We start from the raw sequence: 13,995 nt of genomic DNA, 5'->3' as shown, positions 1-13,995 counted from the left end.
TCGACCGCGCGCCCTCAGATATCGAGGTTTTTCACGTTGAGCGCGTTCTGCTCGATGAAATCGCGCCTCGGCTCGACCTGATCGCCCATGAGGATGCTGAAGATCTGGTCGGTCTGGACGACGTCGTCGAGGCGCACTTGGAGCATCACGCGCGCGTTCGGATCGAGCGTGGTCTCCCAGAGCTGCTCGGGGTTCATCTCGCCGAGACCCTTGTAGCGCTGGAGGTTCCAGCCCTTGCGGCCTCGCGTGTCGATGAAGTCCCAGAGGGCCTCGGAGTCCTCGAGCTCGGTCTCGCCGGCGCCCTCGTCCCCTTCGCCTTCGGCCTTCTCCTTTTTGCTCGCGACCTTGGCGAAGTACGGCGCAGGCCCGATCGAGCGCACGTCTTGCTCGATGTTGTAGAGCTCGTCGTACTCGGGCGTGTCCATGAGCGCCTCGTCGATCTCGGTCGTGCGCGCGGCCGAGCCGGGCCGGGGCCGGATCGTGAGCGTGGCCGAGCCGCGCTCCTCGTTCCAGTCGACCGCGATCGTGAGCGGGAAAATGTCGGGGAATTTCTGCTCGAGGCGCTTGCGGATGGTGGGCACCATGCCCTCGACCTTGGCGCGATCCTTGAGGTCGGCTTTGCCGAGGCCGGTCGACCGGAGCACCGTCGCCACGAGGCGCGGATCGGCCATTTTCTCGATCTTGGGGAGGCCGCGGCGGAACTGCCGGAGCCGCTCGGCGAAGCGGTAGAGCACCTCACCCGAGAGCGCCTGACCACGCGTCGAACGGATCTGCAGACCGTCGACACCCTGCTCGAGGAAGAACCGGTCGAGCATGCCCTGGTCCTTCATGTACTGGCCCTTTTTGCCCTTCCACACGCGGTAGAGCGGGGGCTGTGCAATGTACAAGTACCCCTTCTCCACGATCTCGGGCATCTGCCGGTAGAAGAACGTGAGCAGCAGCGTGCGGATGTGGCTGCCGTCGACGTCGGCGTCGGTCATGAGCACGATCTGGTGGTAGCGGAGCTTCGTGATGTCGAAGCTGCCGCCCTGCTCGGGGCTGCCGATGCCGCAGCCGAGCGCGGTGATGAGCGTGCCGATCTCGGCCGAGGAGAGCATCTTGTCGAGGCGGGCGCGCTCGACGTTGAGGATCTTGCCCTTGAGCGGCAAAATCGCCTGGTATTTGCGGTCTCGGCCCTGCTTGGCCGAGCCACCGGCGCTGTCTCCCTCGACGATGTAGAGCTCGCTCACCACCGGGTCTTTGGACTGGCAGTCGGCGAGCTTGCCCGAGAGGCTCGTGAAGTCCATGGCGCCCTTGCGGACGATCTCGCGGGCCTTGCGCGCGGCCTCGCGGGCCTTCGCGGCGAACACGGCTTTTTCGAGGATCTTGCGGGCGGTCGACGGGTTCTCTTCGAAGAACTGGCCGAGCTTGTCGACCACCACGCTCTCGACGATGCTCTTCACCTCGCTCGAGACGAGCTTCGACTTGGTCTGCGAGTCGAACGACGGGTCGGGCACCTTGACGCTGATGACGGCCGTGAGACCCTCGCGGATGTCCTCGCCGGAGAGGCCATTTTTGACCTCTTTGAAGAGGTTCGCGTTCTGGCCGTAGTTGTTGAACACACGCGTGAGCGCGCCGCGGAAGCCCGTGAGGTGCGTGCCGCCGTCCTTGTTGTGGACGTTGTTCGTGTACGCGAAGACCTGCTCCACGTAGCTCTTGTTCCACTGCATCGCGACCTCCACCTCGATGGTGTGGCCGTTGTCGGCTTGCTGCGACGCGAGGATGTGCACGACCTTCTCGTGCTCGGGCTCCTTCGCCTTGTTCAGGAGCTCGACGAACTCACGGATGCCGCCCTTGTACTCGAACGTCTCGTGGCGGCCCGCGCCGCGCTTGTCCGTGAGGGTGATCGTGAAGCCAGCGTTCAAGAACGAGAGCTCCCGGAGGCGGCTCGCCAAGATGTCGTAGCTGTACTCGGTGACCGAGAAGATCTCCGTGTCGGGCTTGAAGGTGACCTTGGTGCCCGTCGTGTCCGTGTCGCCGACGACGGCGAGGGGCGCTTGAGGCACGCCACGCCGGTACTCTTGTTTGTGGAGCTTCCCCTCGCGGCGAATCTCGAGCTTCAAGACCTCGCTCACGGCGTTCACGGCGGACACACCCACGCCGTGCAGGCCCGCGGAGACCTTGTAGTTCGACTGGTCGAACTTGCCGCCCGCGTGGAGCACCGTCATGACGACCTCGGCCGCCGAGACGCCCTTCGCGTGCATGCCCGTGGGGATGCCGCGGCCGTCGTCCTCGACCGTGATCGAGCCGTCGGCTTGGATGGTCACGTCGAGCCGCTTGCAGTGCCCCGCGAGGTGCTCGTCGACCGAGTTGTCGACGACCTCCCACACGAGGTGGTGGAGGCCGGAGCCGTCGTGCACGTCTCCGATGTACATGCCGGGGCGCTTGCGCACCGCCTCGAGCCCTTCCAGGACCGTGATGTTCTCGCTGCCGTACGTGGGAGGAGAGGAGGGGGTGGGCTCGACGTCCGTGGTGCTCATGCGTCTCTCGTTTCCCTTCGGCGGGCCCCTCGCGGCTCACCGGGGGGTGAACCGCGTTTGAGGCTCGGTTTGAATGGCGCGATTGAAAGGACGCGCCCCGAACGGTGCCCGAATCCTAGCAAATCGGGCCTGAACAGGCAAGCCGTAGAGACGATGAAACTCACGTACTTTCGGACACTTACGTGCATCGTGGGGCCCTTCGTGCGGACTCCCTCGGGACGGGTCGATTTGCCCCCCGAGGCGCCGATGCGACCCCTCTCAGACCGCCGCCACCCGGCCCTCGATCACACGAAAGTCTTTGCGGCTATCTCGGCCCCCCACGGTGATGAGCTCGGGCCGCGTCGTCGTGAGGAGCACCTGCCCCCGGTGGGCCCCGAGGAACCGAAAGAGCGCCTCGGTGCGCGGCGCGTCGAGCTCGGAGGAGACGTCGTCGAGGAGCAAAATGGGGCGCACCCCGCGGGCGTCGGCGACCACCTCGATCTCGGCGGACTTCAAGGAGAGCACGATCGCGCGGTGCTGCCCCTGCGAGGCGGTGCCCTTGGCGACGTGACCTCCGAGCGCGAGGCGGAGCTCGTCGCGGTGAGGGCCGACCGTCGCCGCACCCCGCGCGAGATCCTTCGGGCGAGACTCGGCGAGCGCATGGGCGAACGCCTCTTCGTCGCCCGGGCCCGAGGGCTCGTAGCTCACACGCAGCGCGAGACCCGGGGTGCCGATCCGCACGAAGCCGGCCTCGGCCCGCGGACCGAGGGCCTCGCACGCACGACCACGCGCCTCCTGGATGCGCACCGCGTGCCGCGCGACGAGCGCCTCCCACTCGTGGAGCTCGGGGGCACGCACGCCGCGGACCTCGAGCGTCTTTTGACGCGACCGAAGCGAGCGCCGGTACGCGTCGAGGTCGCCCAGCAGGCTCGGCACGAGGTACGCGGCCACCCGATCGAGCAGCTTGCGGCGCTCGGCGCTCGGCCCCATCGAGAGGCCGACCTCCCCGGGATGGAACACGACCACCGGAGACCGCACGGCGTACTCGAACAGCGACCGCGGGCGCTTCCCGTCGATGCGCGGCGCCCTCGCGGCGCCCTTCAGCCCCACGGCCTGCAGGCGCGGGTGCGAGCCCTCGGAGAGCCTCCCCCGAACGAACGCGATCTCGGCCCCGTGCGCGGGAAGCTCCACGAGGCGGCTCGTGCGAAAGCTCTTCGACGTGGCGAGGAAATACACGGCCTCGAGCACGTTCGTCTTCCCTTGGCCGTTGTCGCCCGAGAACACGTTGAACGCCGGCGAGAGCTCGTGCTCTCCCTTCGTGAGGTTCCGAAAATCGGTGGTCGAGAGCACCTCGAGCACGAGCGGCGGCGCCACGCGCTCTTCGTCCACGGACGGCTCGGTCACGTCAGATGCGCATCGGCATGATGACCGCGAGAAAATCGCGATCGCTCTTCGTGCCGTCGCCCGGGCGGAGCACCGCGGGATCGAGCTCGCCGGAGAGGTTCAACGTGACCTCGTCCTGGGGGAGCGCGCCGAGCACGTCGAGGAAGTACTTGGCGTTGAAGCCGATCGCGATCGCGGGGCCGTCGTAGTCGACCGGGAGCTCGTCGAAGCCCTCGCCGCTCTCGGGGGACTCGCTCGAGATGCGCATCGTGCCCTGCTGGAGCGCGATCTTGACCCCGCCCGTGCGCTCGTTGGCCGCGACCGAGACGGCGCGGAGGGCGTCCGCGAAGGAGGCGCGAGGCGCCTTGACGCTCTTGGCGAAGGATTGCGGAATGACCTGCGAATACGGCGGAAACTGCGCGTCGACGAGCTTCACGCTGAAGGTCATCGAGCCCGCCTGGAAGAACGCCGACGAGCCACTCTGCACGATCGTGAGCTGGGGGCGATCGCCCTTCTGGCCCTCGGAGAGCACCTCGTCGCACAAGCGCCGGAGCTCGTGGATGGCCTTCAGCGGGATGAGCATCGTGGCCGAGGCCTGACGCCCGTCGACCTTGACCTCCATCTTCGAGAGGCGATGACCGTCCGTCGTGACCATGCGCACGACGTCCCCGTCCCACTCGAAGAGCGCCGAGTTCAGGTGCGCGCGGGTCTCGTCCGTCGAGATCGAGAAGTGCGTCCGCGCGATGAGCTCTTGCAGCACGTCGACCTCGATCGCGAGCGACGGCGCACCTTCGGCCGGCTGCGGGAGAGGCGGGAAATCCTGGCCCGGCATGCCACGCAGCGTGTACCGGCGCGCGCTGCCCGCGGCCTTGAGCACGGTCTGGCCGGTCTTCTCTTGGGTGGCGAGCGAGATGGGGCCGTCGGGCATCATCTTCACGCGATCGACGAGCTCTTTCGCGGGGAGCGCCAGGCTGCCGGCCTTCGTGATCTCGGCGGGGATGCTGCCGCTCAGCCCGAGGTACAGGTCGGTCGCCGAGAGGCGGAGCGCGTTCGTGCCGTCGGCCGAGAAGAGCACGTTCGAGAGCACCGGCATGGTGCTCTTGCGCTCGGCCACGCCCTGCATGCGCGCGGCCAGTCTCAAAAGGTCTTTCTTGGCGACGACGAGTTCCATGCGGGGTTTGCCTAGCAGCGTGAAGATGTTTGGCCGAAGCGATCGCGCCCTGCGAGACACGATCCGGGGAGCGCGGAGCCTACTACGGCCCGAGTCCGCCAGCGATTGGCCGAACGGAGAAAAACCGGGGAGCCGTAGGTGCCCAATTCCAAAGGAGCCGTCAAGCCACAGCGGCTCGCGGGCCAAGGCCTGGGTGAGCCCTCGAGAGCTCGTGGCTCCCGGTCGCTCGGGAGCTTTCCCCCAGGCTCGGCTCGAGTCTTCTGGGTTCGAAAGAAGAGTAAGAAATTTGACAGCAGTGGCAGTAGGCCCTGTGGAGGCCGTGGATAACGGAAAAAGCCGATTCGTATCGTACGGTTACGAAGGCACCGCCTGAGGATAACCCGAGGAGCCGACCCGTGGAGGGAGGTGTGGGAAACCGTAGGGTGGAGTCGCCCACGAGTTTTCCACCGGTTCTCGGGGGGCTCTCTCCACACCCTCGAGCCTGGCTCAGGAGACCTTGGGCGAGGCCTTCGGATCGTCTCGAAGGAGCCCGGCGAGCCGCTCGAGGAGGACCCGGCGAGCGCGCTCGTAGGTCTTCGGTCCCACGTCGCCCACGAGGCGGGAGCGCTCGAGGTCGGTGAGCTCGTCCAGGAGCTCTCGGCGCGCGCGTGCGCGGTCCTTCGCGGAGGAGCCCGCGCTGGGGGCCGAGACGCCGAAGCCGAACGCGATCGCCCCGAGGACGACGAGGCCCGCGAGGCCAGTCACGACCCAGCGCGCCGGGCCCACCGTGGGCAAATCGCGGAGCTCGATGGAAATGCGCGTGAGGGCGGCCTCGTCGCGGCGCAGCTCGCGCTCCGTGACGAGCATACGCTGGCCTCGGTTGTCGGTGCGGGGCACGGCCGCGGGGAACCCGTCGACCACGAGCTTCATCTGCGACGCGGCGGGAGCCATCACGCGGCCCGCGGCGACGTGTGGCGGGAGCCCGGTGAAGAGGCTCACGTCCTTGTCGCCCGAGTACGGGAGCTGCCACCGGAACTCGACGTCGTGCCGGCCGGGCCCGAGGGTGCCCTTGATGCGCGCGCCGCGCTTGTCGACCGACTCGACGGTGACGTCGCTCATCTCCTGTTGGGCGGTGAGCGCGGTGAACTCGGGGGGCAGATCCAGGACGAGGTCCTTCGGGACCCAGGCGGTCTTGCCGAAGTTGTAGATCGAGAGAATCTCCTCGATCTGGACGCGATCGTCCTTCATCTCGGCGTAGACGATGGCTTGCGTGACGATCGTGGCCTGGGCGAGATCGCTCACCACGGGGTAGACGTGCAGGGTGGCGCGCACTCCGCGCTCGCCGGCGAGCTGGAACGGCGGCACCGCGAACTGCGCGCCCTCCTTGTTGACCGACACGCGGTAGGCGACGAGCTGCCCGCGGTCTTGGTCCTTCAGGGTGCACTCGCCGGCGCCGTCCGCGGTGCACTCGACGCGTTTGCGGCTCTCGCCCTTGGCGACGCTGTTGTTGATGATGCCGATCGTGACCACGGTGCCGGGGAGCGGCTTGCCGTCGGGGTCACGGACCAGGATGCGGATCGTGCCCGCGGGCAGGGTCGCGTCGGGCTCGGCCGTGTCGGGCGGGGGCTGGAAGATGCCGTTTTCGTCCGTAGTTCCGCCACCTTGCGCACCAGCGCCGTGGCCGTGGGGATCGCCGCCGTGAGGGTCTTCGGCGTGGGGGCTCGTGGCCGCCGCGCCCGCATCGCCGGGGCTCGCGTCGGGTTTGCCTGCGTCGCCTTTGGGGGCCGCCGCGTCTCGCTGGGGGCCGGCGTCGGTGTCGGCGGCCGCGGCGGCGAGGGATGGACCGAAGGCGACGAGAGCCCCGACGAGGAGCGCGCCGCCCAAGAGACTCTTACTTCGCATGATCTACGCTCGTGTCGACGTCGGCGGGGGCGCCGGTCGCGGGGGTGTCGCCCGTGGCGGTCGCGACGGGAGAGAGGGTCTTTCCGCACGACTTGCAGAACTTCGCGTCGGCGTCGTTGAGGGTCTCGCAGGCGTCGCACGCCCGCTTGTCGGCCGCGGCGGCCTTGCTCTCGGTCGCGTTGGCGGTCGCGTCGTCGGACTCGGTGCCGTCGGACTCGGCGTCGTCGGGCTCGGTGCCGTCGGACTCGGCGTCGTCGGACTCGGCGTCGTCGGACTCGGCGTCGTCGGATTCGGTGTCGTCGGCTTCCGCCTTCGCCTCTTCCGCCGCCTTCGCCTCTTCGGCGAGGCCCACCTTGGCGAGGTGCTTCTCGAGCAGGGCCTCGGCCGCCGCGTAGTGCGGGGCGATCGAGGTGTCCATGGCCCGCATGATGTCCTTGATCTCGTCGCGGTAGGTCGCGGCGAGCTCGGCGTAGTCCTGCTCGTCGATCTTGGCGACCGCCTTCTCGCTCTCGAGATCCTTCAAGGCGCGGAGCAGCATCTTTTTGCGCTCGGCGAGGGCGTCGTGGGAGGTGTCGAACGTGGCGTGCTCGAGGTCCTCGGGGAGGGGAGCGTCGCCCGTGAGGGTGCGCAGGCTCGCCCAGAAGAGGGCGATCGTGCCGAGCAGAATGCCCGCCGCCAAGACGAGCAGCGCCGGCCCTGCGCTCATGACCACGGCCACCCCGAGCGACGCGACGATCGTCACGCCGGGGATGACGAGCGCGGCCCCGCTCGCGAGGCGCCGTTCGTCGTTCGCGATGGATTCCGCCGTGCGTTCGGGGCTCTCGGCGGAGGCGCGGGGCGCGTCGGTCCGCTTCTTCGCGGGCTTTTTTCCGCTCTTCGTCGTCGTTCGCTCAGGCGTCATCGAGGTCTTTCAGCTCGGCGTCGAGGCGGGCATCATAGGTGTCTTCCCGCGTGGCCTTCTTGGCCTTGCCCGGCTTCGCCTTCGGCTCGCTAGCCTGACCGCGCCACTTCTTCAAGGCCATGCCGAGGCCCACGGCCCCACCCGCGATGACCGTGAGCGGCACCACGTAGATCGACTGCATCGCGCCCGTGTTGGGCGGGATCGCGAGCGACGCGGTGCCGTACTGGGCCGAGTACTCGGCCACGATCTGGTCCTTCGTGAGGCCCGACGCGATCTTCTCGCGGAGGCGCTCGCGGGTCTCTTCGGCTTCACCGCACGCGCACGTCGAGAGGAGATCGCGGGCGCACGTGCCGCACATGCAGCGGAGCGCCGAGAAGATCTCCTTCTCCTTGGGGTTCTCGATCTTGACCGTGCCCGAGTGGAGGCTCGACGAGGTGCCCTGCGCGAACGCCTGCGTGGGCATGAGCGCGATGAGGACGCCCATGAGGATGCTCGCCGTGATCGCCGCGGCCCCTCGCGTGACGCGCCACACGCGCGACTCCTCTTCCTGGAGCTCGGGCCACATGCACACGATGCTGCCGAAGATGAGCACGAGCGCCCCGAGCCAGATCCAGCCGACGAGCGGGTTGATGTGCACCTGCAGCGACGCGAGCTTCGTCTGTGGGTTGATGGTGCCCACGACGACGTAGAGGTCGTCCCGGATCGAGTGGAGCATCGCGACCTCGGTGGTCGGCGACTCGGGCATCTTCTTGTAGATGAACTTAGCCGGTGTGAGCATGCCGCGATCTTTGCCGCCCTCGGTCACGCGGATGTCCGCGAAAACCATGCGCTTTTCGGTGTCGACCTCCATGCGCGGGCCCTTGTACTCGAGCTTCAAGCGGCCGACCTCGAGGGACTGCCCGGGGCCGAGCGAGGCCTCTTGGTCGACCGTCCACGACTTGCCGGTGAAGCCGATGAACATGAGCACGATGCCCATGTGCACGATGTAGCCGCCGTAGCGCCGGCGCGAGGTCGGCGGGAGCGTGACCATCGAGTAGACAAAGCCGGGGAGGAGGCCGAGGTAGTAGAGGATCTTCGGGGTGTCGTCGGCCTTGGTCTTCGCGCGGGCCGCGTACAAGAACACGAACTCTTGCACGATGACCGCGGCGTTGAAGACCGAGAGGCCGATGCCGATGAGCGGCGTGACCGCGTTGAACGCGCGGAGGGCCTGGCCGAGCGCGCCGCCGTAGATGGCCTCGCTCCACACGATGGCGGGGTAGCCGAGGGCCTTGCCGAACGCGAGGTGGAGCACGGCGAACACGGCCGTGATCGCCGTGGGGCGGAGGAAGTTCTTCTTGAGGAGCTCGGGGCTCGTCTTCTTCCAGCCGAAGAGCGTGCCGACGCCCATGAGGAAGAAGATCACGAGCCCGATCGGCTGCACCCAGGCGTTGTAGTAGGGCGGGCCGACGGTGACCTTCTCGTTCCAGAGGGCCTCGCTCACCATCGGGAACGTGGTGGCCGCGAGCACGAACAGCATGAAGCTCAAGAGGCCCCAGTTGTTCAGCATGAAGGTGAACTCGCGCGACCAGATCGACTCGAAGCGCGGGAGCGTGGAGACGAGCTTGAGGTGCGTCGTGAGCCTGCGGAATACGAGCTCGAGCGCCGCGTAGACCGCGCCGCCTGCGAGCAGCGAGAAGACCACGACCTTGATGAGCGTGCGCTTCAGGTTGTACGAGGCCATGCCCTCGGGCCCGAGCGTGGAGGCCGCGTCGGTCGGGAGCGCGGGACCGCCCACCTTGGTGGCGACGAGGTACGACACGGTGAGCAGCACGAGCATCGACCAGCCCGTGAGGATCGCGGCTTTACGAAGCGCAGGCGTGGGAGGCAGATCGCGGAGCTCGGGCCAGCGGTAGAGGATCAGCGTGAAGCAGAACGCCGCGACGAGGACGAGGAAGTAGACGAAGTAGATGCCGATCGACGACTGCGCGAACGAGTGCACGCTCGCGATCGACCCCGAGCGCGTGAGGAACGTGCCGAAGATCGTCATGAAGAACGTGAAGCAGATGAGGAAGACGTTCCACACCTTGAGCATGCCTCGGCGCTCTTGGATCATGACCGAGTGGACGAACGCGCTGATGACGAGGAACGGCATGAACGCCGCGTTCTCGACCGGGTCCCACGCCCAGTAACCGCCCCAGCCGAGCTCTTCGTAGGCCCAGAGCATGCCGAGCGTGTTGCCGATGCCGAGGAAGAGCCACGCGAAGAGCGTGAACTTGCGCGAGGCCTTGATCCACTCGTCGGAGAGGCGCCCCGTGACGAGCGCGGCGACGGCGAACGCGAACGGGATCGTGCACCCGACGAAGCCCACGTAGAGGCTCGGCGGGTGGATGATCATGTAGAAGTTCTGGAGGAGTGGGTTTAGACCCTCTCCGTCGTTGCGAGCACCTGCCACGCTCGTCGAGAACGGGTTGGCTGCGAAGGCCATGAGCACGCAGAAGAAAATGACGACGCCCATCAGCGTGGCGATGATGGTCGGCTGGAGCTCGAGGTGCTTTTTGCCCATCGAGAAGAGGCACGCGCCGATGTAGAGGCTGAGGAGGAACAGCCACCAGAGGAGCGAGCCGTCTTGGCCACCCCAGAGCGCGGTGAAAAGAAAGATGGTGGGCATGCCGCGGTCCGAGTAGTGCGCGACGTACCGGAGGCGGAAATCGTGGCTCACGAAGGCGTAGGCGAGGCACACCACGGCGACCGCGATGAGCGCCACGGTGCCGTACGCGCCGAAGCGAGCCGATTGGAGCGCGCGCACCGTGCCCTTCTGGTGGGCACCCACGGCGACCGCGAACGTGTACGCGGCCGCCAGCATGACGGCGAGGAGGAGCGAGCTACCGAAGAGAGGGAACGATTGCCACATGACGACCTCGGGGGCGTAGCCCCGCCCGTAGGGTTCCGCCCCCCCGTAGAAAATGGGGAAAAACGGAGCATTTTCGCGAGGCCGCCGGGAAAAACCGCTGAGGCTGAGCCCTGGGCCGCGCGAAACCCACGAAAGGTGCACGGAAAGTGCCACTCGTGTGGGGAGCGGAGAAGCCGGGGGAGTCTACCCCGATGTGGGAGAAATGGGCGCATCTTGGGGAGGCCCTGTGGATAGCTCGGCCTTCGAGGTGCACGGATGACGAGGTCCACCCTGGCGAAGCCCAAGGCCGACCTCGCGACCCACGCCGCGCTCTTCGTCGTTCAGGTGGCGTTCGCGTCCCAGTCGGTCGAGGCGAAGGTGGCGATGATGCCGCGCGCGTCGGGCGGCGAGGCGATCCCTCCCGTGGCCATCGCCATGGCCCGCATGCTCGCGGGAGCCCTATTTTTTCAGGTGTTCGTGAACACCGTGGCGAAGCCGAAGGAGCCCCGCGAGGCGCTCACCCCGCGCGATCACGCGAAGCTCTTCGCGCTCAGCTTGCTCGGCATCACGGCGAACCAGGCCATCTTCTTGCTCGGCCTCGGGAAGACCACGCCCTTCGCGGCCGCGCTGCTCTCGGCCACGATCCCCGTGTGCACGTCGCTCTTGGCGGCTCTCTTCGGGGTGGAGCGGCTCCGGGCGCGCACGGTGATGGGGTTCTCGCTCGCCGTCGCGGGGGTGCTCGTGCTCACCGGCGTACGCACGGTCGATCGGGGGGCGCTGCTCATCGCCGTGAACTCGCTGCTCTATTCGGGCTACCTCGTCGCGGGGAAGTCGACGATTTCACGGCTCGGCGCGCTCCGCGTCGTGACGTGGGCGTTCACGTGGGGGGCGCTCTCGTTCCTCCCGATCGGGCTCGTCCCGCTCGTGCACGCGGTGCCGGAGCTCACGGCGCGCGGGTGGGGCCTCGTGATCTACATCTTGCTCATGCCGACGATCGTCGCGTACGCGCTGAACGCGTGGGCGCTCGGGCGCTCGAACCCGACGCTCGTCACCGTGTACATCTACCTGCAGCCGCTCATCGCCGCGGCGCTCTCGTACGTGCAGCTCGGGATCGTGCCCACGGGCACCATGGGCGCGTCGAGCGTGCTTATTTTGGCCGGCGTGGCCGTGGTGGCGCTCCGGAGGTAGGGGCGAGACGCGAAGGAGCCGGCGCTCGCGCTAGGAGGGCGCCGACAAGTCGACGGCCTCCTTCCTACCGAAGGCGCTCGCGGCCGGTGCTCGCGCTCGGAGCGCGCGGTGCTACGGTCGAGGAGCAACGAAGTCGTCGCGGGTACGTCACACGCGCGGCGCTTCGGGGTGGGAGCACGTCGCCATGAAGAAGGGTCTCGCCGTCGCGCTGGTTCTCGCGCCGCTCGTGGCGTGTGGTTCTCGCGAGCGCGTGGTCTACGTGCCCGTCGAGCTCGAGGCGTCGGTCCCGCCCACGCCGACGGGCCCCCCCACGCCCATCTTCGCGCCCGACGCGGGTCTCGACGGGAGCGACGGCGGCTTCGTGAGCTGCGCGGGGACGGCGATCGAGGCGAAGCGCGCCCCCTTGCCCGTCGACATCGTGTTCATGGTCGACAACTCGGCGAGCATGGCGCCGGCCGTCGCCGAGGTGCAGGCCGGCATCAACGCGTTCGCCCAGCGCATCGGGAGCCGCGGCATCGACTACCGCGTGATCATGCTCTCGCTCCGAGGGACGGCACCGACGACCGTCGGCGGGAGCGCGCGCTACCCCATTTGCGTGCCGCCGCCCCTCGGGGGGCCCGACTGCGGCAACGGCCCGACCTTCTTCCACGCGCCGATGGACGTGTACAGTACACAGACCCTCGAGCAGCTCCTCGGCACGCTCGACCAGACGCAGGGGTATACGCAAGGGCAGGCGCGAGGGAGCGTGCCGTGGTCGCAAGAGCTCCGCAAGGAGGCGACCAAGAGCATCGTGCTCGTCACCGACGACAACTCGCGCTTCCCCGGCGTGAGCTTCGAGGGCTTCCCGGGCGGGCCGAGCCCCTACACGAACGGCCTCGTGCTGCCGGTGGGGCTCCTACATCCGGCGCGCGCAAATGGCTGGAAAGGTTACCTTTTTCACGGGATCTACGGGTGGGGCTCCACGGCCGACCCGAGCATCCGCTGCACCTACTCGGACGGCAGCAAGCCGCCCACGTCGGGCTCCGAGTACTCGGCGCTCGTGGCGAGGACGGGCGGCGCGCGTGCCCAGCTCTGCGACGGGCCTGCCGCGTGGGGGCCGTTCTTCGACGCGGTCGCGACGGCTGTCGTGGCGAACGCGAGGCTCGCCTGCGAGACGCCTATGCCCGTGCCCGAAGCGGGTGTCGTGGACCCGGAGCGCGTGAACGTGGTCGTCACGGGTGGCGACGGAGTGGCGCGGACGGTGCCCCGCGTCGCCGCCTCGGGTGACTGCGGCGCCGCCGAAGGGTGGCACTACGACGCGCCGCTCGCGCCGACGAAGGTCGTGTTGTGCCCGGCGTCGTGCGAGAGCGCGCAGTCGAGCACCGCCTCGCGCCCGCCGAAGCTCGAGGTGCTCCTCGGGTGCGCGTCGATCGTGCGGTGATTGGCCGTGGTGGCGCTCCGGCGGTGACGTGTCGTGCGCGGAGCCGCGTGGTACGCTCGACGCATGTCGAACGCCGCGCGTCTCGCCACGTACGAGGATCTCCTCGCCACGCCCGAAGGCGCCCGGGTCGAGCTCTTGGCCGGCGCGATCGTCACGTCCCCCGCGCCGCTCCCGCGCCACTCGAACCCGCAAGGGAGCCTGCGTCGCTTCGTCGGCGGCCCGTTCCACGACGACGACGGCTTCGGCGGTCCGGGTGGCTGGTGGATCTTCGTCGAGGTCGACGTGCGCTTCACACGTCACGACGTGCTCCGGCCCGATCTCGCCGGGTGGAGGCGTGAGCGCCTCGTGAGCCCGGACGTGCGCCCGATCGACGTCGTCCCGGACTGGGTGTGCGAGATCCTCTCGCCGTCCACGGCGTCGCGCGACCGCGTGTACAAGCGGCGGCTCTACGCGCAGTGTGGCGTGGCGAGCTATTGGGTCGTCGACCCGGACGCCCGGACGCTCGAGACCTTCACGCTGCGCGATGGGAATTGGGTCGATGCGGGCGCCTTCGACGACACGGCGGTCGCGCGCGTCGCCCCGTTCGAGGCCGTCGAGCTGCCCGTGGGGAGGCTCTTCTTGCCGCGCCCCCCGGGCGAAGACGGGGCGCCCGAAGAAGTACGGTAAAGTACCGAAACAAAAGAG

At 68.3% G+C, this 13,995-nt stretch carries 9 protein-coding genes; 3 read left to right on the top strand and 6 right to left on the bottom strand.

Going from position 1 to position 13,995, the window contains the following annotated elements; translation table 11 throughout:
- Nucleotides 1–14: 14 nt before the first annotated feature.
- The 6 genes from gyrB to ccsA all read right to left on the bottom strand — a co-directional run bounded on the left by gyrB (nucleotide 15) and on the right by ccsA (nucleotide 10,724).
- Entirely contained in the window at nucleotides 15–2,519 is a 2,505-nt protein-coding gene (gyrB, locus tag IPK71_05385; GenBank protein MBK8213165.1) for a DNA topoisomerase (ATP-hydrolyzing) subunit B, read from the bottom strand.
- 258 nt (nucleotides 2,520–2,777) lie between these two features.
- Nucleotides 2,778–3,902: a DNA replication and repair protein RecF gene (gene recF / locus IPK71_05380; protein ID MBK8213164.1), complete on the bottom strand. Its 1,125-nt coding sequence runs from the start codon at nucleotides 3,900–3,902 to the stop codon at nucleotides 2,778–2,780.
- A gap of 1 nt (nucleotide 3,903) precedes the next feature.
- Nucleotides 3,904–5,052, bottom strand: coding sequence for a DNA polymerase III subunit beta (gene dnaN / locus IPK71_05375; protein MBK8213163.1), 1,149 nt, complete (start codon nucleotides 5,050–5,052; stop codon nucleotides 3,904–3,906).
- 486 nt (nucleotides 5,053–5,538) lie between these two features.
- Entirely contained in the window at nucleotides 5,539–6,933 is a 1,395-nt protein-coding gene (locus IPK71_05370; protein MBK8213162.1) for a hypothetical protein, read from the bottom strand.
- Nucleotides 6,923–7,834: a hypothetical protein gene (locus IPK71_05365; GenBank protein ID MBK8213161.1), complete on the bottom strand. Its 912-nt coding sequence runs from the start codon at nucleotides 7,832–7,834 to the stop codon at nucleotides 6,923–6,925. The genes IPK71_05370 and IPK71_05365 overlap by 11 nt, the downstream gene beginning before the upstream one ends.
- On the bottom strand, nucleotides 7,824–10,724 hold the full coding sequence (gene ccsA / locus IPK71_05360) for a cytochrome c biogenesis protein CcsA (protein ID MBK8213160.1): 2,901 nt from the start codon (nucleotides 10,722–10,724) through the stop codon (nucleotides 7,824–7,826). The genes IPK71_05365 and ccsA overlap by 11 nt, the downstream gene beginning before the upstream one ends.
- A gap of 255 nt (nucleotides 10,725–10,979) precedes the next feature.
- Here ccsA and IPK71_05355 point away from each other — a divergent pair, with 255 nt between their 5' ends.
- The 3 genes from IPK71_05355 (at nucleotide 10,980) to IPK71_05345 (ending at nucleotide 13,977) form a co-directional block, all read left to right on the top strand.
- A complete protein-coding gene (locus IPK71_05355; protein MBK8213159.1) occupies nucleotides 10,980–11,891 on the top strand; it encodes a DMT family transporter in 912 nt (303 codons plus the stop codon).
- Between the two features lie 184 nt (nucleotides 11,892–12,075).
- On the top strand, nucleotides 12,076–13,311 hold the full coding sequence (locus IPK71_05350; protein MBK8213158.1) for a hypothetical protein: 1,236 nt from the start codon (nucleotides 12,076–12,078) through the stop codon (nucleotides 13,309–13,311).
- A gap of 63 nt (nucleotides 13,312–13,374) precedes the next feature.
- A complete protein-coding gene (locus IPK71_05345) occupies nucleotides 13,375–13,977 on the top strand; it encodes a Uma2 family endonuclease (protein MBK8213157.1) in 603 nt (200 codons plus the stop codon).
- The last annotated feature ends 18 nt before the right edge of the window (nucleotides 13,978–13,995 follow it).

This window comes from Myxococcales bacterium, assembly GCA_016712525.1.
Classification (GTDB): Bacteria; Myxococcota_A; Polyangia; order Polyangiales; family Polyangiaceae; genus JAAFHV01.
The sequence above is the reverse complement of the archived record's forward strand: the minus strand, read 5'-3'. Positions and strand labels throughout refer to the sequence as shown.